A 21,524-nucleotide genomic window follows, 5' to 3' on the forward strand; every position below is an offset into this window, starting at 1 on the left:
AAATATTTAACAATGAACAAAAAAGGGCGTATTGGGGTAACGAGCGACAATATATTCCCCGTCATCAAGAAGTTTCTCTACAGTGACCACGACATTTTCCTGCGTGAATTGGTTTCTAATGCTGTGGATGCGACCAATAAACTACGTACTTTGGCATCAAAGGGAGAAGCCAAAGGAGAGTTGGGAGAGCTCAGTGTACGCATACAAATAGATCCCGAGGCAAAGACTCTCACCGTATCGGACCGGGGGATAGGGATGACTGCCGAAGAGCTGGATCGCTACATCAACGAAATTGCCTTTTCCGGAGCTGAGGAGTTTCTCGAAAAATACAAAGACGACAAAGCGAACATCATCGGACACTTCGGTCTGGGATTCTATTCGGCTTTTATGGTAGCCAAAAAGGTAGAAGTATTCACAAAAAGTCACCAAACAGAAGCTCCAGCCGTCTACTGGAGCTGTACTGGCGATCCTGACTATGAAATGACGGTTGGGGACAAACAAGACAGAGGTACCGATATAGTACTGCATATAGATGAGGAAAACAAAGAATTCCTACAACCCGAACGCATATCGGAATTACTAAAGAAATATTGCCGTTTTCTGAATGTGCCAATCATTTTCGGCAAAGAACAGGAATGGAAAGATGGCAAGTATCAGGACACCGAGCGAGACAATCAGATCAACGACACTACCCCGGCCTGGACGAGACAGCCGGCCGAGCTGAAAGATGAGGATTACAAGACTTTCTACCACGACCTCTACCCAATGGGGGACGATCCGCTCTTTTGGATACACCTCAATGTGGACTACCCTTTCAACCTCACAGGTATTCTCTATTTCCCGAGGGTAACAAATCAGATAGAATTGCAACGAAACAAGATACAGCTCTACTGCAACCAAGTATTTGTAACTGACGAAGTAGAGGGTATTGTACCGGACTACCTGACTTTGTTGCATGGTGTGATAGACAGCCCGGACATCCCTCTCAATGTCTCACGCTCGTATCTGCAAAGTGATGCCCGCGTCAAGAAAATATCCTCGCACATCACCAAGAAAGTAGCAGATAGGCTGGAAGAACTTTTCAAAAAAGATCGCCAGACATACGAGGAGAAATGGGATAGTCTAAAAATCTTTATCGCTTATGGAATGCTCACCGATGAGAAGTTCTATGACCGAGCACTGAAATTTTATCTCTTTACCGATACCGAAGGCAAGCACTATACCTACGAAGAATATACCGAGCTGGTACGTGGCGAACAGACTGACAAGGACGAACGGTTGGTAATGCTTTACACAACATCGAAGGATGAGCAATACGTACATGTAAAACGCGCTACAGACAAAGGATACAGTGTGCTGGTAATGGATGGCCAATTGGACGTCCATACCATGAGCCGTTTGGAGCAAAAGCACGAAAAGACAGCTTTCGTACGTGTAGACAGTGCCACCTCAGACAAACTGATCAATAAGGAAGAAAAAGCGGGAGTCAGCCTAGGACAAGAGGATAGCGATATACTCAGGGAAGTATTCGGAGCATGTCTGCCTACAGTGGACAAAAAGAGCTTCCACATACAATTAGCCTCCATGGGTGCCACAGCCGATGCCGTAACAATCACACAGGATGAGTTTATGCGTCGTATGCAGGAGATGGCGAAATTGCAACCCGGAATGAATTTCTATGGTCAGCTACCGGACAGCTACAATATCGTACTCAATACCGACCACGAATTGATTGTGCGTATACTGAATGATACCAAAACGCAAACAGACAAAGAGCTAACAACAGTGCGCCAACAGCTGAACAAACAGAAAGAGGAAGTAGCCAAATTGAGTGCCAAACAACAAGGCAAAAAGGATGAAGAAATCCCTTCCGCAGAGAAAGAGGCCTTAGAAAAAGCTCGTAAGGAAGAAGAAAAAATCAAAGCTGAAATATCGGAAAAGCTCAGCCAATATGGGAAATCCAATGAACTCATAGGTCAACTTCTGGACTTGGCTCTGCTCTCCGGAGGACTGCTTACAGGAGAAGCACTGGCCAACTTCGTGAGCCGTTCGCAACGCCTGCTCTGAGATAAGTAGTTTTAAGCTTTCTCTCTCCTCTCTTAGTGGAGGTCTTCCTTTAGATCTCTATCTTTGGAGTGTCTCACAGTAAGTGAGGGTGTGCCGAGATAAATTCGACACGCCCTTACTTATTTTTTTCCATAACGAGGCCGAGGACAGCAGAGCATATTTTCCAGCTGTAAGTACACCTCAATAGCAAAAAGGAGCCGTGCCAAAATTGAATTCTAACACAACTCTGTTACTTGGGTAGATTAATTAGAGAGTCTTCTTGTGCATATTCCGGAAACAAAATGTTCCTAGAATGGTCAAAGCATAAACTATGCTCCCACCTACAGTAATCCAGAAAAAGAAATCATCCCTGTCGAATGTGAAATAGAGCGAGATCAAAAAGTACATCAAAAACAATATCGTCCTTACACACTCCAAAAGAAGTGTTTCTTTTCCATCCCTACTGGTGTGATTATTTGTGAATATCCTCATAACAAAGTTATCTCCTAATATTTGTTACCAGCATCATAAGGAAAGCACACTTTACTATTGATCTTTCCTTATTGCCGAAGGTATAAACAATGGGCCATTCGGTAAAATATCTTTATGAGAAACATCTAATAACACCCATGCGATAAGCATGAAACATCGTTTTGTTATTAGCATACCCTCACGAAATTTAGACTAAGTGTTGCTTTTTTTTCGTAGAGTGTATAACCTCCGAAGGACAAAAAGCAGAGGGAAGAAGTTTCCACAAAAAAGACTACCTTTGTGGGGTTAATATGCGTATTGTATGCACAAAGCAGTATTTCGCCTCTTCTTGGTATTTGCCTCTCTGATCATGGGACTTAGCTCTTGTTCAGAGTTTGTGCGTGTACAGAAGTCGGCCAATAACAATCTGAAGTACGCCTACGCAAAGAAATACTACGAAAGTGGGAAGTACAGCAAGGCTATTGACCTGCTACAGGAAGTTGTCCCCGTATTCAATGGATCGGCAGAAGGGCCGGAATCTCTCTATCTGCTTGCCGACTCGTATTACAAAGACAATCGCCCTATTGCCGCTTCGGATTTCTTCGTTCGCTACTACAGTTCTTACCCCAAAGCCCCCAAAGCTGAGGAAGCTCGTTACAAGGCAGCCATGGGATTTTACGAAGCCTCTCCCGAAGCCAGACTCGACCAATCGGCTACCTATGAAGCTATTCAGGAGATGCAAGCCTATTTGGATTTCTATCCCGAAGGAGTACATGTGGAGAAAATCAAGCAGATGCTCTTCGATTTGCAAGACAAATTGGCCTACAAGGAATATCTCCACGCAGAGTTGTACTACAATTTAGGACTCTATATGGGTAATAACTACCGGGCTTGTATCATCACAGGCAAAGAGGCTCTCAAGGAGTTCCCCTATACGAAATATCGAGAGGATTTTCTCTATCTCATCCTCAGAGCCAGCTATAAAGAAGCTTCTTTTAGTGTGAACGAAAAAGTTCAGACCCGATACAGAGAGGTATTGGATCAGTATTATGCTTATATCAACGAATTTCCTGACGGTAAGTATCTGCGTCAGGTAAGACAGATCTATGAATTTGTGTCTAAGCATATATCCAAAAACGTATAAACATCGAACAATAATATATGGAACTGAAGAAAGTAAATGCCCCTACAAACACTGTCACAAGAGACACCTCTGTATTGAGTGCCGATACCGGTAATATCTACGAGACGGTGAGGATCATAGCCAGACGAGCCAATCAGATAGCTCAAGAGGTTAAAAAAGATTTGGAACAGCAGTTGCAGGAGGTAGCTTCGTATTCCGACACATTGGAGGAGGTGTACGAGAACCAAGAGCAGATAGAGATATCCAAAGCCTATGAGCGTATGCCTAAGCCCGTACTCATCGCAACAAAAGAGTACGAAGATGGGGTTCTGAGGTACTATATGCCGGGAGAGCAAGCCAAAGTATCCGGTCGTGTAGAAACCCCGGAAGCCACCGAAGGGTCTCAAGAAGCATAAACAAAGGAAAAGCTATGTGGCAACGAATACAAACCCTTTGGCTATTGTTGGCAGGAGTAGCAATGACTATGCTACTCTTTCTTCCTTTGGCAGTAGCCTATGGGGCCGATACTTATGAGATCACTACAGCCGGTATTCGCAGTATGAGTGCGCAGTTGGTAAAACCCACTTGGGGGCTATTTTTTGTAGACTTTCTCTCTGTATTGGTCTCTTTTATCACCATATTCTTATACAAGAGGCGCATCCTGCAGATCAGGCTGTGTGTATTCAACATCTTGCTCATCTTGGGCTTGTTGGTATACTTCGCCATGATCGCATACAGCTTTATCTCAGCCGAAGGGCTCAGCTTCAGCTTCAAACTATGGATGAGTTTACCATTTGTAAGTATCATCCTACTCTATCTGGCGATCCGAGGGATCGGAGCTGACGAAGCTAAGATTAGAGCTCTCAACCGCCTGAGGTAAGACAGAGAACAAGGCCTGACTGAGCAGACACATTTATTTGAATTTACTTTCGTAGTTACATCTACTAACAAAGAATAGAGAGCCGATTCGTCGGCTCTTGTTTCATAGCAATCAAAGATCGATATATGGACCGCAAAGTACGGGTGCGTTTTGCCCCAAGTCCCACAGGGGCTCTGCACATAGGTGGAGTACGCACGGCATTGTACAATTATCTCTTTGCCCGCAAGCACGAAGGAGAGATGATACTAAGAATAGAAGACACCGACAGCAATCGGTTTGTCCCAGGGGCTGAGGAATACATCATAGAGGCCTTGCATTGGCTGGGAATTCATTTTGATGAAGGGGTCGGATATGGAGGAGAGTATGGTCCGTACAGACAAAGTGAGCGAAGGGACATTTACAAAAAATATGTCGATCAGCTACTGCAAAATGGGAAAGCTTACATAGCTTTCGACAGCCCGGAAGAATTGGAAGCGAAACGCAAAAAGATAGAAAACTTCCAATACGATGCACATACCCGTATGCAGATGCGCAACTCCTTGGTGCTACCTGCAGAAGAAGTCTCCTCCCTTATTGAAGAAGGACATCAGTATGTTGTTCGTTTCAAGATAGAGCCCAACGAAGACATACACGTACAGGATATGATACGTGGGGAAGTGGTAATCAATAGCTCCGTGTTGGACGACAAAGTCCTCTACAAAAGCGCAGATAATCTCCCAACTTACCATTTGGCAAATATCGTGGATGACCACTTAATGGAGGTCTCTCATGTCATTCGTGGGGAAGAGTGGTTACCCTCAGCTCCTCTTCATGTTCTCCTCTATCGTGCTTTTGGCTGGGAAGACGCTATGCCTCGCTTTGCCCATCTCTCTCTTCTTCTCAAACCAGATGGCAATGGCAAACTAAGCAAACGCGATGGAGACCGACTCGGCTTCCCCGTTTTCCCATTAGACTGGATTGACCCAAAAACAGGAGACAAAAGCAGTGGATACCGCGAAGCCGGATATTATCCGGAAGCAGTGATCAATTTCCTTGCCTTGCTGGGGTGGAATCCCGGGGAGAATGCGGAAATTATGAGCATGGACGAGCTGATACAAAAATTTGAACTGGAGAAATGCAGTAAGAGTGGAGCCAAATTCGACTATGAAAAGGCTCGTTGGTTCAATCATCACTACCTACAGAAACAATCCGTTACGGAGTTGGCAAAGGCTTTCCTCCCTATTTTGAAAGCTCACGGCTGTGAGAAAAATGATATCCAATTGGTGGAAAAAGCGGTCTCTTTGACAAAAGAGCGAGTGAATTTCGTATCGGAATTGTGGGAGCAATCTTCTTTCTTCTTTGTGGCACCAGAAGTCTATGACGAGAAAACAGTAAAAAAACGCTGGAAAGAAGACTGTGGCACTTTGCTCTCTGAAATGTCGGAACAAATCGCAGCTCTTCCGAATGTAAAAGCCGAGCCGACAGAACAGGCTATCAAACAATGGATAGAAGAACATCAATATCCCTTAGGTAAGATCATGAATGCTTGTCGTCTGGCTCTTGTAGGAGAGGGAAAAGGACCTCATATCTTCGATATAATCGAACTCCTCGGACAAGAAGAAACTATCAAACGTATCCGACTTGCCATCGAAAGACTCGGATGAAATATTTCTACCACTTTATCGGGATTATCTATTCCTCCCTAATCAAGCTGGCGGTCTTCTTTAGCCCCAAAGCTCGGATGATGCAGCGAGGGCGTTGGAGATTATGGGCACGGCTACGCCAACGTATAGAACCGGGGACAGAGTACATTTGGGTTCATGCCGCTTCTCTGGGAGAGTTTGAGCAAGGACGTCCACTAATTGAACGTATAAAAGCGGAATACCCCGAAGAGCGAATACTGCTCACTTTTTTCAGTCCATCGGGTTATGAGGTACGCAAAAACTACGACTTAGCCGATGTTGTGTGCTATCTCCCTGGAGATAGTATCAATAACGCCCGACGCTTCATCCGGCAAGTCAATCCTAAAATGGCCATTTTCATCAAATATGACTTTTGGCCATGTTTTCTATTGGAACTTCGTCGTTTACGGATTCGCACCTATTTAGTTTCTGCAACATTCCGTCCATCCCAACTCTTCTTCAAATGGTATGGAGGAATATACAAGGCACTGTTGAAATGCTTCACCAAACTCTATGTGCAAGACGAAGCCTCCAAGATCCTGCTGGCTAAGCACGGGATCACAGAGGTCGAAATCACAGGTGATACGCGTCTTGACAGAGTTATTTCAGTCAGTAATAACCAGAAACCTCGCCCTCTATTCGAGGTTTTCCGAAACTCCACATCAAATCCGATCATTGTAGCAGGTAGTACATGGCCTCCCGATGAGGAAATCCTGTTGAGATATTTTAATGCTCACCCCGAAGTTAAGTTGATCTTAGCTCCGCACGAGATAAATAAGCCTCACTTGTTGGGCATTATCTCACATATCAAGAGACCTTTTGTCCGACTCTCCGAGGCCCAATTAGATACAATAGCAGACCAGGATTGTATTATCATCGATAGTTTTGGGCTCCTCTCCTCCGTCTATCGCTTCGGCAACTTAGCATACATTGGGGGGGGCTTTGGCAAGGGGATCCACAACACACCCGAAGCCGCTGTTTATGGTCTTCCAGTATTGTTTGGGCCTCGTTATCACAAGTTCAAAGAAGCTATAGGCCTAATAGAATCTGGGGGAGCCTTCTGCATCAATAGCTTGGACGAATTTACTCAAAAGGTCAATCATCTCTTTTCCGATGCCAAATCACTCAACTCTTCAGGAAAAGCGTCTCACGATTATATCTTCCGTAATGCCGGAGCCACCGAAAGAATTTTGGCTGACATCTTTGATTCTTGATCCCAGAAAACTTTTGGCTTTCCGTCTCTTTCTCCCTTTGCTCCGACAAGCCCATGTATCCCCCTGAGAAAAATTGGATAGTAAAACTCTGGCTCTGTTGGAAATACGCCGGAGCCATATTACTCATTTGGACTATCATCCTCCCTCTCATAGCCACCTTTTCTTGTGGATTAAGCAAGAGAGCTGAGCTGCCACAGTTTGCCTCACACACTCCGATATACAGAGAATGGCCCCGGCTGTCTGTACAAGAATTAGATAGTCTCCGGGAGATATACGGAAGAAATAAGCTTTTTCTGGAAGAGTATATTGAGCCGACTTTGATCGCTCTCTCTTATTATCCCGAATTGAGAGACGTACCAATCGAGTTTAAGTATTCGTCCGAAGCCACTACCATGGCAGCCCGTCCGATCTCTGGTTTTCTCTTGGGAAAAAGAAAATATGGAGTACTGATCAACGGAGATAAAAATTTTGAGGGAGTTTTGCTACAAGATACCCCATTCAATGCCCAAATTGGAATCATCGGCCACGAATTGGCCCATATAGCAGACTACAATAGAAAAAACATTTGGGGGATTTTGGGCTGCCTTTTTCGTTATTTAGATCAAGACCGTAGGCCACTATTCGAAAAAGAGACCGATATGGCTACAATAGAGCGAGGGCTCGGTTGGCAACTTTACGACTGGGCGGTCTATGCCATGTACCACAGTCCTAAAGCGACTGAGAGATACAAAGAATTTAAGCAGTACACTTACATGAAACCGGAGGAAATCTCCTATCTCATCAGACATTTCTCAGGCTACGCCTCCGTAAAAGACTCTATCTCAACTTTCTCCGAAGCAATAGGAAGACAGTAACATTGAACACTATTAAGAAGCCTCTATAGGGCAGAATTACTTCATCCAAATCTATCTCAAAGAAAAGAGGATGTATCATAATGATCCTGAAATGGATTTTCCAGCTATCAAAAAAAACTATAAAGACATCTTAATCATACAAGAAAACCGCTATCAAATAGGATTTCATCCTTTTGGTAGCGGTTTTTCTATATAAATGATGGTACCCTTAACTCTAAACTGAATTACGACACTCCCTCACTCTTCTTCTGTTTTTCCTTCTGATATGAGAGTCACAACTCCATCTCGGAGCTGATAAAGCTCGAGTGTCTCCGGGCAACTTGCAAACCCTTCCTCATCAAAATTCAATCTATGGGCCGCACGGCTAACCCAGCCGATTTGCCTGGAGGGATTGCCTACCACAAGGGCAAAGTCGGGTACGTCTCTTATCACTACTGCTCCAGCTCCTACCAACGCATACCGCCCAATTACGGTGCCACACAAAATCGTGGCATTGGCTCCGATACTCGAGCCCTCTTTCAGCAAAGTCTTTTTATATTCGGCCTTCCGGCTAATAAAAGCTCTGGGATTTAGCACATTGGTAAAAACACAGGATGGCCCCAAAAACACATTCTCTTCACATTCGACCCCGGTGTAGAGTGTTACATTGTTTTGCACACGGCATCCATCTGCCAAAACAGCATGAGGCATCATCACAACATTCTGCCCCAAGCTACAATTCTCACCAACCTTGGCCCCACGCATTAGATGACAAAAATGCCAAACATAGGTACCCCGTCCTACTTTACAGCCACGCTCTACAAGAGAGGAAGGATGAATGTAGATCATATCACTATCAACATAAAAAAGAGACCCCCTGCACACCTAAGCAGCCTAAAAAGACCGAGGGAGCATCCTGATTAAAAAAAGACACTCAACACTTTTAACGCCGACAAATGTAAGCAAATAATCCCTTATACAGGGCTTTTTGCACTTAGTCTATCCCTCTTATTGATCAAAATCTTCTTTTCAAAAAGAGAAAAGTATCCGAATTGTCCTTTTTTTCTGTCCTACTCCTACAAACAGAGACTGTTGCATGAGCTCCTACCAAATCCTCCAAGAAAGCATTTTGTTATGTACTATTTTGTTTATTTAAGTTCTTTGCTTGAGGTTTTTTTCTACTCTAATTCGAGGCTTTTGGCCTCGATTTTCCTGTGATTTTTTGATATCCATAGGAGTCGTTTTTTGCTGACACGGGAGAGAACGAAAATTCTCTCCTGAGAAAAAAAATATTCTCTCCTGTGTTAGCGAAATTTCTCTCAGGAGAGAATTTTGGCCCTCTCAGAACGTCCTATTCATCGGTATTTTGGAGAGTCATCATGAGCTAAAAAAAGAGGAATAAATTCGCTTGTCTATACAGCCCCTTTTTCCTCTATTTCTTCAGTTTTTGCAGCAAGCATGAATTTACAAAACATATCTATTTTAGCGACAGAAAACAGCCACTTGAGCCTCTTGCATGGACTCCAAAAAGGCAATCAAAACTCGCCTTTTTGTTGACTTCGCAGAATGCGGTAATCTTGAAGGCATCAAGACGAAAGGCACAGAGAATATACTTGTCGCATATGGCCAAGCCCGAATGTTGAAAATAACATACCAGTGCCACATTATGCCACAGTCTCAAGTAACGCTCCTCCCTCTTCCTTTCCAAACTTCTATTCTTCAACAAAAGGCCAATAGGATTTCCTGCCTCCTTTTGCCTCTCCTTTATCCATTCTCGCCTAAATTTGGGTTCTATAAGCATCTTTAGGCGAGCTTCTTTGTTCTCTACAGTAGAAAGGTTATCGACAAAACTCATGTTAAACATCGACGGACAAGACAAAGATCTTCTACAGTCTCCCTCTCTTCCGGGCAAAACAATGCGTAGGCATATCTATCGCTTGGCTTTGCCTAATATCATATCAAATGTAACCGTGCCACTGCTCTCCATGGTAGATGTTGGTCTGGCCGGCCATTTAGGTCGCCCAGAGGCAGTCGGAGCGATAGGGGTTGCCTCCGGAGTAATCTCGCTTGTCTATTGGTTGTTTGCTTTCCTTAGAATGGGGACTACTGGCTTCACTGCTCAGGCTTATGGGCGTAGCGATGTCACAGGCATTCTCATTCAGCTCTGTAGAGGTCTCTTGCTTGCCATAATACTGGGTATCATTATTTGGTTCGCCAGAGACCTCATGTATGCCGTTGGCATTTTTCTATCAGCCGGAAGCCAGTCCATAGCAGACGAGACAAAGACCTACCTACAATACGCCTTCGCGGGGGCCCCGGCGGCTCTGATGCTCTATGTCCTGAATGGTTGGTTTGTGGGCATGCAAGATACACGCATTCCCATGTGGGTAGCTATCGGACAGAATGTGCTCAATATTCTACTCAGTCTCATTTTGGTGAAATATGCAGGACTGGGGGTTGCCGGTTTGGCTATAGGAACAGTCTCAGCCCAATATGTGGGTGTATTGGCTTTACTGACAGCATTTGCAGTCAAATATACTCGACTCCTTGCCTTAATCTCCCAACGGCATTTTGTATCGACTCTCCATTTGGCTGTCTCAATGGGGATGGGAGGATTACTGCTGCTACGTACTCTTTTGCTGAGCGGAATCAGTCTATTTTTCACCTACGCTTCGGCTAAATTCGGAGCAAACACCTTAGCTGCCAATATTCTACTTATGCAGCTATTCACTCTCTTTTCGTATTTTCTCGATGGTTTGGCTTATGCCGGAGAGGCTCTTGCTGGCCGATATATAGGGCAACGCAATCCCTACCGATTTGCTCTAATGCGCAGACAGTTGTTCCGAATTGGTTTTTTTGTTGCTACTGCCATTGCTTTGCTTTATCTGCTATTCCCTTCTTTCCTACTAAGACTATTGACCAACGATGCGACTGTCTACAATGAAGCGATGAGCATGGTTTTCTGGATATCCTTAATTCCGCTGTGCAGTTTTGCAGCTTTCTTGTGGGATGGGATTATGGTGGGGGCCACAGCTTCGGGTATGATGTTGGCTACAATCTTGTTCGGAGCCATGTGTTTTTTCTCTTGCTATTTCATTTCGGTTGGCAACCTTGGCGTATGGGGTCTTTGGCTCTCTTTCGATCTCTATTTACTCTTTCGCTCCCTCGCTTCGTGGAAATTGGGTAAAAGACTGAGATGTAGCTACTAAGTTTCTCTCCTGCGCTACAAATCGACTATCTCTTATTACGAGGATGAAAAGTCTCTATCTGTACTCGTAGTTGCTCTCGATCTATGTGTGTATATATTTGGGTGGTAGAGATGTCCGCATGCCCCAACATAAGTTGTATAGCCTGCAAATTGGCACCTCCTTCCAATAAGTGTGTAGCAAAGCTGTGCCGAAAAGTATGAGGACTGATCACCTTGTCTATCCCTGCAGCCAAGGCAAGATCTTTGACAATCCGAAAGACCATGATTCGGGATATAGCCTTTCCCCTTCTGCTAAGAAACACATATTGCTCCTCTCCTTTCTTTGGCTGCGGAAGCTCTTCTATTCGAGACAAATAAGCCCGTATTGCAGCCACGGAGGGAGGGCTCATAGGCACTAATCGCTCTTTACGTCCCTTGCCGGGAATACGCAAAAAGCCCTCGTCGAGAAACATATTGGGGTAAGAAAGGGAGCATAACTCCGATACACGCAATCCACAGCTATACAAAAGTTCGATGATAGCACGGTTTCGCAGAGCAAAGGGAGTAGATGGGTCTATGACAGAGATCATCCGATCTATCTCATCCACACTGAGAACTTCAGGCAATTTGCTTCCTAAGCGGGGAGATTCGAGAAGTTCGGAAGGATCTTTTGGCAAATATTCATCCAAAACAAGAAATCGGCAGAAACTCCGAACTCCAGCTATAATGCGAGCAATGGAGCGAGGAGAAATCCCCAAATCGTAAAGCTCGGCCACAAATAGCTGCAGGTGCTCGTAGGTGAGGCCTCTCAATTGCAACCCCTCGGTCTCTATGTAAGAAAGCAATTTAGCTGCGTCACCGGTGTAGGCGGCACAGCTATTGTCAGTCAGATTTAACTCTAATCGAAGATAATCGGTATAACCGTCTAAGAGAAGTTGTTTGTCCGACATAAGTTCTCGCCTTCCTGCATCATAATTAGGGAGCAATGGCAGATCGTCCGGACTCCGATACATCATCGAAGTCAGAGAGAGTACAAAGTGAAAGGGTATGGCCATCCCACTCTGCCCAAGAATCGTAACGAATCCAATCCCCCAACAACAAAATACGTTTCTGTTCTGGCAAGGCTAAATCCACAAGCAAGTGTCTATGACCAAACATGAAAAAGTCTATCTCTGGATGCTTCTCCAAGTAGGCTTTGGCCTGTACTACAAGCCATTCATTTTCCAAATCGAAATAATCATTGTGGTAAGCATGAGGCACACGCCCCTCAGTTTGCTTCTCAAGCCCCTTACGACGTGAATGCAGCGAAAGCCCATAGGCCAGCCCGACAGTCCATCGAGGATGTATTGCTGCATAGAGTTTTCTCAATATCGGGTTGCGAAAAATACGGTATATCAGATCATTCCTCTTTTTCTGACAACGATATTCACTATCTCCATGAGAGAGACGGAAGCGTTTGTTTCCGTCGGTGAACTCAATGGCAGTGTGGTGCACCTGTGCGCCCAGTTCTTTCTCGAAATAGTCTGTCATCCAAGGATCATGATTGCCGGCCAGAAAATGCAACTCCACACCATCATCCGCCATCATGGCACATTGCCCGAGGAAGCGCACAAATCCACGCGGAACAACATATTTGTACTCAAACCAATAGTCAAACATGTCACCCAAGAAATATATGGCCTTGGCTTCTGCTGATATGGAACTGAGCCAACGCACCAATTTGCGCTCTACAGCCATAGAATCAGCATGGTATTGCGACCCCATATGTACATCAGACAGGAAATAGATTTTTGTCCTCATACTTTTCCCTGGCGTCTATCGGACAGACTTACATAAAACCCAACTCAAGCAGAGCTTCTTCACTCATCATCTCTTTGCTCCACTCCGGCTCAAATGTAATATCGACCTGCACATCACGAATACCTTTCACACTGCCGACCTTCATTTTCACATCCTCGACGATAAAATCGGCAGCCGGACAGTTGGGAGCTGTAAGCGTCATCGTGATGTGAGCCAATCCGTCGTCTTTGATGTCTACCTTGTAGATCAATCCCAAATCATAGATATTCACGGGGATCTCCGGGTCGTAAACCGTTTTGAGCATCCCTACTATATCTTCTTCTATCTGCAAAAATTCATTATCCATACCTATGAGAGTTTTTCTAACGAAAGAACCATCTACTACACCTTTCGTTGCAACAGCTAAAGTAACACAAAGGATGCGAACCGGCTGTTTGGCTCCGATCGATAAGAAAAAGACAACCGGCCGTTCTTTTGACAAGAACGGCCGGCTGTCTTGGTTGTACCTCTGATTAGGTAGGGATCAAAGGAATAAAAACTGTTGGTTAGCGCACTCGGCGAAAACGTTGTCCAGGCAAAGAGAGCAAATCTCCGGAAATGCGGTAGTCGTATTCTGTTTGAGTTTGCTTTCCTTGCTTGGAAGTAGAAGATATATCGAGTGTATAGAGGACATTATCTTTTGTTCGATAATAAACCTCCCTGCCATCCTCTATAATCCTGTCTCCGACACGCTTGTATATACGGCCTTCAGCTGTGTACACATAAGTAAGTGTTTGATCGGAGGGGACAGTAGGCCCTCCTTCCAGATAAGGCATCCAACGTCCGATAATCTCCGGATCATGTTGTCCGCTGATATAAGCGTTCTTGTCATCTATATCCTTGTCACAAGAAGTCAAGCTCAATGAGCCGACCAAGACAAGAGTGAAACAGATGAACAGCAAACTTATTTTCTTCATAAACGATGGTATTATTCTCATGGTATTATTCTCTTTGTGATTGTTTGTGCCGGATGCAGAAAGGGTTCTCTCAAAAGTTTTCCGGGAAACGATCAAGGTATTTATGACAGAGAGCTATTTCCTCTGCAGTGAGGACCTGACTGAGGCGTTGTCGGTTACGTTTTGTGATCGTAGAGCAAATCATACGAAGGTCTGCAGAAAAAGATTGATCCTTCGCATCCTCCACATTAATACGAATCTTAGCCGGCATCAATACTTCGGAAAAGAATTCTTCCGGATGATTGGCCATACCCAACAATTCATCCTCATTACTAAAAAGGATAGAAGCTCGGCAGGTAATGCCCGGCTTAACCTCTAATACTTCTCTATAAGCATCAGGATAAATTTCCGTCTGTTGCCTGACAAGGGGTCTGGGCCCCACAATACTCATATCACCGACAAAGACATTGAATAGCTGTGGTAACTCGTCCAGCTTGTATTTGCGGAGAAAATAGCCGGCAGTGGTAATTCGCTTGTCTCGCTCTCCTATAGTAATCAACAGTCCTGATTCCCACTCCTGACGAATCATAGAGCGAAATTTGTACAATCGAAAATCTCGTCCCTTGCATCCCACTCTTTTTTGGACAAAAAAAACTGTACCTGGAGAATCCAACTTGATCCAAACGGCTATCAACAACAACAACGGCGACAAGAGCAAGAGGCCCAAGCCCGATGCCATGAGGTCGAAAAGTCGCTTTCCTGTGTAAGCCATTTGATGCTCAACTACTGTATTGCTACCGATGTATGGAAGGCAAAGATAATTCAAAGCCTCCAAAGAGCAGTTCTAACCTTCCCTCGCCAATTCTTGCAAATTGACAATTCGACGTATCTGCCCATTGCTGATAATGAAAAACGTAGGCAAAGACTGCACGCCAAAACTATATAAAGACTCCTGCTTCGCATCATTGACTGTGATCCAAGGCAGAGTACGAACTGCATTTTGCCAGAAAAAGAGATCTCTATCAATACCTACCTCATATATCTCCAGTCCCTGTTTTCGATGCAGGCGACGAAGCTGCTGTACCAAATCGGGAGACCAATCAGCCTCATGAGAAGTAAAGACCAGAAGGAGCTTGCTGTGCGTCTTAGCAACATCAGCCAAGTCCTGAGCCTCCCCTCTCTTGTCTATGAGCTTTAGTGGAGGTAAGGCCGAGTGTTCTACACTATCAGACAGAGCCAGCTGCTGTCCGGTGTAGGCTCGCATTTGACGAATGGCTGCAATCCCGAGGAGAGTCAGTTGCCTAAGCTTGTCTGTATAGGGAGCTTGGGGGTAATATATTTCATAAGCAGTTGCTACAGCAGCAAAAGCTCTGGAGTCTTCAGGATTCTGCACATCGAAGTAGAGCAACCCTTCTTTGTCCTGAAACAAAGCGTAATAAGCCTCGGCCGATCTGGGATTGGGGAATATATACTTCTGAGAATACTGTTTTTTGAGGTAATCGACCTCTGCTGTCACCTTCTCTTTGTATTCAACTGGGGAAAGTTTCTTCTCTCGAAAAAGAGCTGCCAGACTATCTATACGAGCGGATGTTTCCACATTAAGCATACGTATTTGCCGTATTTTTCGGTTGCAGCTATCCGTTTCCTCAAGACTATAATCCCGTCCAAAATTTGAGGCTTTGGCACGTATATGAGTGCGACTAAGAGAATCCACAGCCAGATAGATATAGTCACTACCGAACCGTAAAGAATAGAAAGAAGGATAGTAATGCCCCTGCACTCCAAAAGCAAAACGACCATCGGCGGCAAGAGAAACCGAATCAATCATTTCACCTGCACTATCTCCCGTACGCAGCAGATAGACCATACTCCCTTCGGTAGCCCCGTCTATTTGTCCACTGATATTATATCGAGATTCTTCTTTGTTACAGCTCGCCAAAACAAACACAGCCAAGGCGATTGTCAGTATCTTCTTCATCATCCCTACAATAAAAACGTATGCTGAATCGGTATAATTATAATAGTTACCTTCCCCCACTGGAGTGAACGCCCAGAAGCACTCCTTTAGTATACAATCACAAATGACTGGCATACCCAAAAGAAACCTTCTCCGACCAAGAAGTAGAGGATAGTTGCAGTCACAATCATTCCTCCTCCAGCTCTCTACCACCCAAGTTAAGGATACGTTCGCAAAACTACGATAAAAGAAATACTCCCGCATAAAAACGATTCTATCTCCAGACTTCACAAGACAAAAACCTCTCGCAGAGGTCAATTTTGGGCCTTATAAACCAATGGGGCTGTATCATAAACTATGACACAACCCCACTGTTTTTCTCTTTACAGAAGTCCTATTCAACCAATATTTTTGCATAGCGATGGGGGTTATCCATTGACTTCAAGACATATATGCCAGTCGGAAGGCCCAAGGTAGAAACCTGACCATAACCCATACGGACCAATCGCCCATCCATGCCGTACAAATACAATTGTCCCGAAACTTCGCTGACTGCGACTCCAGACAGGCGATCATAGCGGTACCATCCCTCTGGGTTCTGAACAACCGGCAAAGCCAACGGACGATGATATACACCATCTATACCGATATCATGAAAAGGATTTCTCTTCCACCAATCAGTTTCGTAGACTGTACCGTCCGGAGCTACATAGCCTCGATACCCATCAATATTTGCATCCTTCAGTGGGACATCACACCATCCTATGCCAGTAAAAGTCCCGCCAATGGGATAGAGCTCATCTTCAAGTCTAAAAGGGTGATCTGCATAACAGTATGCGAGAAGGGGACGGCTCTTTCCTGAAAGGAAAAGGCAATAGCAATGAACAATACTTCCATCCCTTTGTTTTGCAACAAAGGTTAACTCCAACTCAGCCTCTCGGGGAGTCCCATTGTCGTCTATCGTAACTGACCAACGCTCTCCTACCTTTTTGTTGGGAGAATGAAACAGGTTACGGACTGCCTTCTCTCCCTCATCTTGGCCCCAAATATCTCCATTGGGCTGGACATATAGATAGGAAGTAAAGACGGATACTACTTGTTTGAGATAGTTGTATCGCGTGCGTACAACCGTTTTCTTGATCTCTGTATCCAAGGTTTCTTCAGCGGTCACCTCATTGACTATAACGCCAATGCAACGCTCTGCTTTGTTCATGTCATTGTCAGGAGGGCCAATCATCCAGCCAGCACTTTCCTGATTGTAATACCACTTTCCTCCCACAGGGAGAAGATCTTGTGTGGCCTCTTCTGTCTGCGCTTGCAACCTCAGCCCAAACCCAAATGCAAACAACAAAAACACCAACAATGTAATTTTCCTCATTGTCCTACCCTATTTATTAGTTTGATAACAGTATTCAAAAAGGTCTCTTAAGTCAAGGAGCAAGCAAAGGGCTGAAGAGAAAGCAAGAATCCAGACTACAATGGGATAAAAGAACGGAGAATGAACAAGATTTCAATCAGTGTAGAACGTTTTCTAGCAAACTCCACTCTCTTTCTCTGTCAGCTACACAAAGCTAATTATTTTTTTACTCAATAAAGAAACCCTATCTCCACGAAAAGCTCTCCTTGGGATTAGAGCGACATGCTCTGAAAAGCTTAGGTGCTTTCCGTCAAAAGCAATAAAGCTTTTCGGAGAAAGCTTAGGAGGAATTCTTACCCCTCTCAAAACGCCTTATTCATCGAGGTTCTGGGAGAGGCCTTTTTGGAGAAGAAAATTGCGAACAGAAAAGACTCAGAAAGCCAATAAAAAAGCAGAGGAAAGCTCCATCCCAACGATGGTAAACAATACACTTACAATCTGACCACAAGATATACTAACATCTTTCGCAAAACAACTGTCAAGCATAATAGACAAAGCCTTGCATTAACCTCATTATGTATCTTTGCCACATCAATAAAAACAACAGACACATAAAAATGGAAAAGATAAACTTCGTCGAAGAACTCCGCTGGCGTGGCATGATACACGATATGATGCCCGGTACAGAGGAAGAACTGAGCAAGGAGCTTTGCTCCGCCTATGTAGGCATAGACCCTACAGCCGACTCCTTACATATCGGTCATTTGGTATCGGTGATGATGCTGAGACATTTGCAACGTGCCGGACACAGACCTATCGCCCTGATAGGAGGTGCCACCGGAATGATCGGAGACCCGTCGATGAAATCGCAAGAGCGCAATCTGCTTGACGAAGAAACGTTGAGACATAACCAGGAGGCTATCCGCAAGCAACTCGGTAAATTCCTCGACTTCGACACCAAAGCTGAAAATGCAGCTGTGTTGGTTAATAATTACGATTGGATGAAAGATTATGGCTTTTTAGCTTTCATCCGCGACATCGGCAAACACATCACAGTGAATTATATGATGGCCAAAGACTCTGTAAAGAAACGCCTGGCAGCCAATACGCAATCGGGACTGTCCTTCACCGAGTTTAGCTATCAATTACTGCAAGGGTACGACTTCCTTTATCTCTACCGTCACTACAACTGTCGCCTACAAATGGGTGGGTCGGATCAATGGGGAAACATCACCACCGGTACCGAACTAATCCGCCGCATAGAAGGAGGAGAGGCTTATGCTCTCACCTGCCCTCTCATCACCAAAGCCGATGGTGGCAAATTCGGAAAGACGGAGAGTGGCAATATCTGGCTGGATAGAGAGCGTACTTCTCCCTACAAATTCTATCAATTCTGGCTCAATGTAGGTGACGAAGATGCAGTGAAATACCTCAAGATATTCACCAATCTCAGTCGCCAAGAGATTGAAGAGCTGGCAGCCGAACAGACTGCAGCCCCTCACTTACGTCCTGCTCAGCGCAAATTGGCCGAAGAGCTGACCGTGATGGTACACAGTCGTGAAGACTACGAAATGGCTGTCGAAGCATCCGAAATTCTCTTTGGCCGAAGCACCAAGGAACAGCTTACACATTTGGATGAAAATACTCTTCTGGAGATATTCGAAGGGGTACCTCATTTTGAGTTCGATGCAAAGACGCTCACAGAAGGAGTTAAGGCAATCGATCTGCTCACAGACATAGCTGCCATATTCCCTTCCAAAGGCGAAATGCGTAAGACAACACAAAACGGTGGAGTGAGCCTGAACAAGGAAAAGTTGAGCTCGCACGAAGATCTCATACGAACAGAAAACCTTTTGGCCGGTCGTTACCTCATCGCCCAAAAAGGAAAGAAGAACTACTATTTGCTGATAGCTCGCTAAATGTCTTTCTTGCGCCATCTGCTCCCTTTGTGCTTACTGCTCAGTCTCCTTGGAGTGCAGACACAGCATCTCGATGCACAGGATTACTACTTGGCAGCCACCCGGGAGCCGGCTCTTGATTCGATACAGCCATACAAACTTGGTCTGAGCTGGCAAGCAGAGAGTTTTTTCCGAAACAACGAGTACAACTCATCCCTTTTCACCGGTTATACTCTGCCGGGCTATCGACTGTCGGCAACCTTTGACTATCGGGTAGATGCTCTCCATGGTGCACGACTTTCCGTGGGAGCCTACTCTCTCCAGTACTGGGGTGCCAGTCGCTATCCGGCAGCATCTGCATACCGGGACATCGGTTATTGGAGTGACCTTAAATCAAGACGAGGGATCAGGGTGCTGCCTTTCGTTCGAGCTGAGATCAAACCGGGACCTCGTTCAATCCTTGTTTTGGGAAGCATATATGGAGGAGCTTCACATCGGCTCATCGAACCACTCTACAATCCGGAGCTCAACCTCACCGCTGATCCTGAAAATGGGTTACAGTATCGATACCAAGGAGACCGGCTGACAACCGACCTTTGGATAGACTGGCAAAGCTTCATATACAAGCGCGATGATCATCAAGAAGCCTTTGCTGCCGGGATGCATACCAAATGGATTATAGCTGGTGAGTTGGAACAAAAGCTCTGGCAGATGAACCTTTCCCTGCAGGGCACAGCAGTACATCGAGGCGGAGAATACAACCTCACACAGAATGATACTGTACATACCTGGCTCAATGGTGCTGCTGGTCTCGAAGCCCTTTGGTTGCTACCAACATCCAAACGCAATGTGCTGTCAGCTTCGGTCTACGCTTTAGGCTATTCACAACGCAGTCGCCATTACCCATTAGACAAAGGGTTCGGCACCTTTGTCGATGTGCATATCAGTGGCTCTCATCTGGATGCGGGTGCCAGCTATTGGCAAGCACGGGACTGGGTAGCTCCCTTAGGGCTCCCGTTTGCCAATGGGCTGAACCACAAAGGCGAGCCTCTCCCTCACGGACGCTCCTCTTATCTCAAAGGGTATGCCGATCTACACTATAAGTGGAAACACGATCTGTCCTTTGGTCTAAGTGCTGCTGTTTGGTACCATCCTCTGGCTCCTCAGTCGGGTATCAGTCACTATTTAGGCCTCTACTTAGCCATAAAACCTTCTGTTATATTCATCAGATAGACCCTACCTTAGGGTTTTGTATACCTTTGCAGCAAATATCGATTTGCTCAATTATCAGATTTAACCCAACAAATTAGATATGATGCAACGTTTGGAAACTATCGCTGCGCTGCGTGCCGCCGTGGCTGATTTGCGTGCCGGAGGCCGCACCGTAGGATTGGTACCGACAATGGGGGCCCTGCACGAGGGGCATATGAGCCTTGTTGGCAAAGCTCGTAGCCATGCCGATGTGGTTGTTGTAAGTGCCTTCGTCAATCCGACACAGTTCAATGACGCTCATGACTATGAGACCTATCCCCGTACACCGGAAGCAGACGCCCAAATGCTCGAAACTGCCGGTGTAGATATTCTCTTTACTCCCGCTGAAACAGAGGTATATCCCGAACCGGATACAAGAGTTTTCGATCTGGGCAGTGTGGCAGATGTAATGGAGGGACCTCGACGTCCCGGCCACTTCAATGGTGTATGCCAAATCGTCTCGAAACTTTTCGACTATGTACAGCCGGATTATGCTTTCTTTGGAGAAAAAGACTTCCAGCAGATCGCTGTAATCAGAAGAATGTTAGAGATCACCGGACAAAAAGTAGAGATCGTGCCCTGCCCTATTGTGCGAGAAGACGATGGGTTGGCCAAAAGCAGTCGCAATGTACGTCTCTCCGCACAACAACGCTCCATAGCTCCCCAAATACACAGCATCATGGATCGGTCAAAAGCTCTCAAAGCCGACATGCTCCCGACTGATGTACGAGACTTAGTGGTAAGCCAAATAAATACGCAGCCCGACCTAAAGGTAGAATACTACGACATCGTTGACGGACGCACCTTACTACCGATAGCCCGTTGGAGCGATACTGATGATCCGGTAGGCTGTATTACAGTCTACTGTGGTGAAGTGCGACTGATAGACAACATACATTATTGATATAACA

General features: G+C 45.3%; 19 protein-coding genes. 11 read left to right on the plus strand and 8 right to left on the minus strand.

The window, feature by feature from the left end; all coding sequences use genetic code 11:
• Window positions 1-12 precede the first annotated feature (12 nt).
• The 7 genes from htpG to DQN70_RS00435 all read left to right on the plus strand — a co-directional run bounded on the left by htpG (window position 13) and on the right by DQN70_RS00435 (window position 8,249).
• The gene (htpG, locus tag DQN70_RS00400; RefSeq protein WP_023939849.1) at window positions 13-2,067 is read left to right on the plus strand and encodes a molecular chaperone HtpG; all 2,055 of its coding nucleotides are present in this window, start codon (window positions 13-15) and stop codon (window positions 2,065-2,067) included.
• A gap of 772 nt (window positions 2,068-2,839) precedes the next feature.
• A complete protein-coding gene (locus tag DQN70_RS00410) occupies window positions 2,840-3,661 on the plus strand; it encodes an outer membrane protein assembly factor BamD (RefSeq protein ID WP_023939853.1) in 822 nt (273 codons plus the stop codon).
• 17 nt (window positions 3,662-3,678) lie between these two features.
• Complete coding sequence (locus tag DQN70_RS00415; RefSeq protein ID WP_023937080.1) at window positions 3,679-4,056, plus strand: DNA-directed RNA polymerase subunit omega; 378 nt, start codon at window positions 3,679-3,681, stop codon at window positions 4,054-4,056.
• A 14-nt stretch (window positions 4,057-4,070) separates the two neighbouring features.
• On the plus strand, window positions 4,071-4,520 hold the full coding sequence (locus DQN70_RS00420) for a DUF4293 domain-containing protein (RefSeq protein WP_023937081.1): 450 nt from the start codon (window positions 4,071-4,073) through the stop codon (window positions 4,518-4,520).
• A gap of 125 nt (window positions 4,521-4,645) precedes the next feature.
• Window positions 4,646-6,163 carry a glutamate--tRNA ligase gene (gene gltX, locus DQN70_RS00425; RefSeq protein WP_023937083.1) on the plus strand — a complete coding sequence of 506 codons (1,518 nt, stop codon included), beginning with the start codon at window positions 4,646-4,648 and terminating at the stop codon, window positions 6,161-6,163.
• Window positions 6,160-7,395: a 3-deoxy-D-manno-octulosonic acid transferase gene (locus DQN70_RS00430; protein ID WP_023939854.1), complete on the plus strand. Its 1,236-nt coding sequence runs from the start codon at window positions 6,160-6,162 to the stop codon at window positions 7,393-7,395. Before gltX ends, DQN70_RS00430 begins: the two co-directional genes overlap by 4 nt.
• 53 nt (window positions 7,396-7,448) lie before the next feature.
• Window positions 7,449-8,249, plus strand: coding sequence for a hypothetical protein (locus tag DQN70_RS00435; protein ID WP_111759304.1), 801 nt, complete (start codon window positions 7,449-7,451; stop codon window positions 8,247-8,249).
• A gap of 237 nt (window positions 8,250-8,486) precedes the next feature.
• On the opposite strand, the gene DQN70_RS00440 is transcribed toward DQN70_RS00435, so the two are convergent.
• On the minus strand, window positions 8,487-9,077 hold the full coding sequence (locus DQN70_RS00440; protein WP_023939857.1) for an acyltransferase: 591 nt from the start codon (window positions 9,075-9,077) through the stop codon (window positions 8,487-8,489).
• 1,067 nt (window positions 9,078-10,144) lie between these two features.
• Here DQN70_RS00440 and DQN70_RS00450 point away from each other — a divergent pair.
• Window positions 10,145-11,437 (plus strand): MATE family efflux transporter, encoded by a 1,293-nt coding sequence (locus tag DQN70_RS00450; protein ID WP_036890098.1) that lies wholly within the window; start codon window positions 10,145-10,147, stop codon window positions 11,435-11,437.
• A 25-nt stretch (window positions 11,438-11,462) separates the two neighbouring features.
• On the opposite strand, the gene DQN70_RS00455 is transcribed toward DQN70_RS00450, so the two are convergent.
• The 7 genes from DQN70_RS00455 to DQN70_RS00485 form a co-directional block, all read right to left on the minus strand.
• A complete protein-coding gene (locus tag DQN70_RS00455; protein WP_023939858.1) occupies window positions 11,463-12,365 on the minus strand; it encodes a site-specific tyrosine recombinase in 903 nt (300 codons plus the stop codon).
• A 25-nt stretch (window positions 12,366-12,390) separates the two neighbouring features.
• Window positions 12,391-13,215 carry a UDP-2,3-diacylglucosamine diphosphatase gene (locus DQN70_RS00460; protein WP_023937096.1) on the minus strand — a complete coding sequence of 275 codons (825 nt, stop codon included), beginning with the start codon at window positions 13,213-13,215 and terminating at the stop codon, window positions 12,391-12,393.
• A 28-nt stretch (window positions 13,216-13,243) separates the two neighbouring features.
• Entirely contained in the window at window positions 13,244-13,561 is a 318-nt protein-coding gene (locus DQN70_RS00465) for an iron-sulfur cluster assembly protein (RefSeq protein ID WP_036888248.1), read from the minus strand.
• Between the two features lie 199 nt (window positions 13,562-13,760).
• Window positions 13,761-14,171 carry a hypothetical protein gene (locus DQN70_RS00470; protein WP_023937098.1) on the minus strand — a complete coding sequence of 137 codons (411 nt, stop codon included), beginning with the start codon at window positions 14,169-14,171 and terminating at the stop codon, window positions 13,761-13,763.
• A 70-nt stretch (window positions 14,172-14,241) separates the two neighbouring features.
• On the minus strand, window positions 14,242-14,922 hold the full coding sequence (locus DQN70_RS00475) for a sugar transferase (RefSeq protein ID WP_081711889.1): 681 nt from the start codon (window positions 14,920-14,922) through the stop codon (window positions 14,242-14,244).
• Between the two features lie 72 nt (window positions 14,923-14,994).
• On the minus strand, window positions 14,995-16,131 hold the full coding sequence (locus DQN70_RS00480; protein ID WP_023937100.1) for a lipoprotein: 1,137 nt from the start codon (window positions 16,129-16,131) through the stop codon (window positions 14,995-14,997).
• Window positions 16,132-16,501: 370 nt separating this feature from the next.
• Window positions 16,502-17,485, minus strand: coding sequence for a hypothetical protein (locus DQN70_RS00485; RefSeq protein WP_111759306.1), 984 nt, complete (start codon window positions 17,483-17,485; stop codon window positions 16,502-16,504).
• A gap of 605 nt (window positions 17,486-18,090) precedes the next feature.
• Between DQN70_RS00485 and tyrS the strand changes: the two genes are divergently transcribed.
• From tyrS to panC, 3 genes are all read left to right on the plus strand, one after another.
• Window positions 18,091-19,383: a tyrosine--tRNA ligase gene (tyrS, locus tag DQN70_RS00490; protein ID WP_036888252.1), complete on the plus strand. Its 1,293-nt coding sequence runs from the start codon at window positions 18,091-18,093 to the stop codon at window positions 19,381-19,383.
• Entirely contained in the window at window positions 19,384-20,595 is a 1,212-nt protein-coding gene (locus DQN70_RS00495; RefSeq protein ID WP_023937814.1) for a hypothetical protein, read from the plus strand.
• A gap of 82 nt (window positions 20,596-20,677) precedes the next feature.
• Complete coding sequence (panC, locus tag DQN70_RS00500) at window positions 20,678-21,517, plus strand: pantoate--beta-alanine ligase (RefSeq protein ID WP_036888254.1); 840 nt, start codon at window positions 20,678-20,680, stop codon at window positions 21,515-21,517.
• Window positions 21,518-21,524: the final 7 nt, after the last annotated feature.

Origin of the sequence: Porphyromonas crevioricanis (assembly GCF_900476255.1) — a bacterium.
In the GTDB taxonomy this organism is placed as follows: Bacteria; Bacteroidota; Bacteroidia; order Bacteroidales; family Porphyromonadaceae; genus Porphyromonas; species Porphyromonas crevioricanis.

What these genes read in the sequence shown, in the direction of transcription:
- DQN70_RS00485 (WP_111759306.1), bottom strand. Translation starts at nt 17,485, where the DNA reads ATGAGGAAAATTACATTGTTGGTGTTTTTGTTGTTTGCATTTGGGTTT.
- gltX (WP_023937083.1), top strand. Translation starts at nt 4,646, where the DNA reads ATGGACCGCAAAGTACGGGTGCGTTTTGCCCCAAGTCCCACAGGGGCT.
- DQN70_RS00465 (WP_036888248.1), bottom strand. Translation starts at nt 13,561, where the DNA reads ATGGATAATGAATTTTTGCAGATAGAAGAAGATATAGTAGGGATGCTC.
- DQN70_RS00430 (WP_023939854.1), top strand. Translation starts at nt 6,160, where the DNA reads ATGAAATATTTCTACCACTTTATCGGGATTATCTATTCCTCCCTAATC.
- panC (WP_036888254.1), top strand. Translation starts at nt 20,678, where the DNA reads ATGCAACGTTTGGAAACTATCGCTGCGCTGCGTGCCGCCGTGGCTGAT.
- DQN70_RS00410 (WP_023939853.1), top strand. Translation starts at nt 2,840, where the DNA reads ATGCACAAAGCAGTATTTCGCCTCTTCTTGGTATTTGCCTCTCTGATC.
- DQN70_RS00440 (WP_023939857.1), bottom strand. Translation starts at nt 9,077, where the DNA reads ATGATCTACATTCATCCTTCCTCTCTTGTAGAGCGTGGCTGTAAAGTA.
- DQN70_RS00475 (WP_081711889.1), bottom strand. Translation starts at nt 14,922, where the DNA reads ATGGCTTACACAGGAAAGCGACTTTTCGACCTCATGGCATCGGGCTTG.
- DQN70_RS00450 (WP_036890098.1), top strand. Translation starts at nt 10,145, where the DNA reads ATGCGTAGGCATATCTATCGCTTGGCTTTGCCTAATATCATATCAAAT.
- DQN70_RS00470 (WP_023937098.1), bottom strand. Translation starts at nt 14,171, where the DNA reads ATGAAGAAAATAAGTTTGCTGTTCATCTGTTTCACTCTTGTCTTGGTC.
- htpG (WP_023939849.1), top strand. Translation starts at nt 13, where the DNA reads ATGAACAAAAAAGGGCGTATTGGGGTAACGAGCGACAATATATTCCCC.
- DQN70_RS00420 (WP_023937081.1), top strand. Translation starts at nt 4,071, where the DNA reads ATGTGGCAACGAATACAAACCCTTTGGCTATTGTTGGCAGGAGTAGCA.
- DQN70_RS00480 (WP_023937100.1), bottom strand. Translation starts at nt 16,131, where the DNA reads ATGATGAAGAAGATACTGACAATCGCCTTGGCTGTGTTTGTTTTGGCG.
- DQN70_RS00415 (WP_023937080.1), top strand. Translation starts at nt 3,679, where the DNA reads ATGGAACTGAAGAAAGTAAATGCCCCTACAAACACTGTCACAAGAGAC.
- DQN70_RS00435 (WP_111759304.1), top strand. Translation starts at nt 7,449, where the DNA reads ATGTATCCCCCTGAGAAAAATTGGATAGTAAAACTCTGGCTCTGTTGG.
- DQN70_RS00460 (WP_023937096.1), bottom strand. Translation starts at nt 13,215, where the DNA reads ATGAGGACAAAAATCTATTTCCTGTCTGATGTACATATGGGGTCGCAA.
- DQN70_RS00455 (WP_023939858.1), bottom strand. Translation starts at nt 12,365, where the DNA reads ATGTCGGACAAACAACTTCTCTTAGACGGTTATACCGATTATCTTCGA.
- DQN70_RS00495 (WP_023937814.1), top strand. Translation starts at nt 19,384, where the DNA reads ATGTCTTTCTTGCGCCATCTGCTCCCTTTGTGCTTACTGCTCAGTCTC.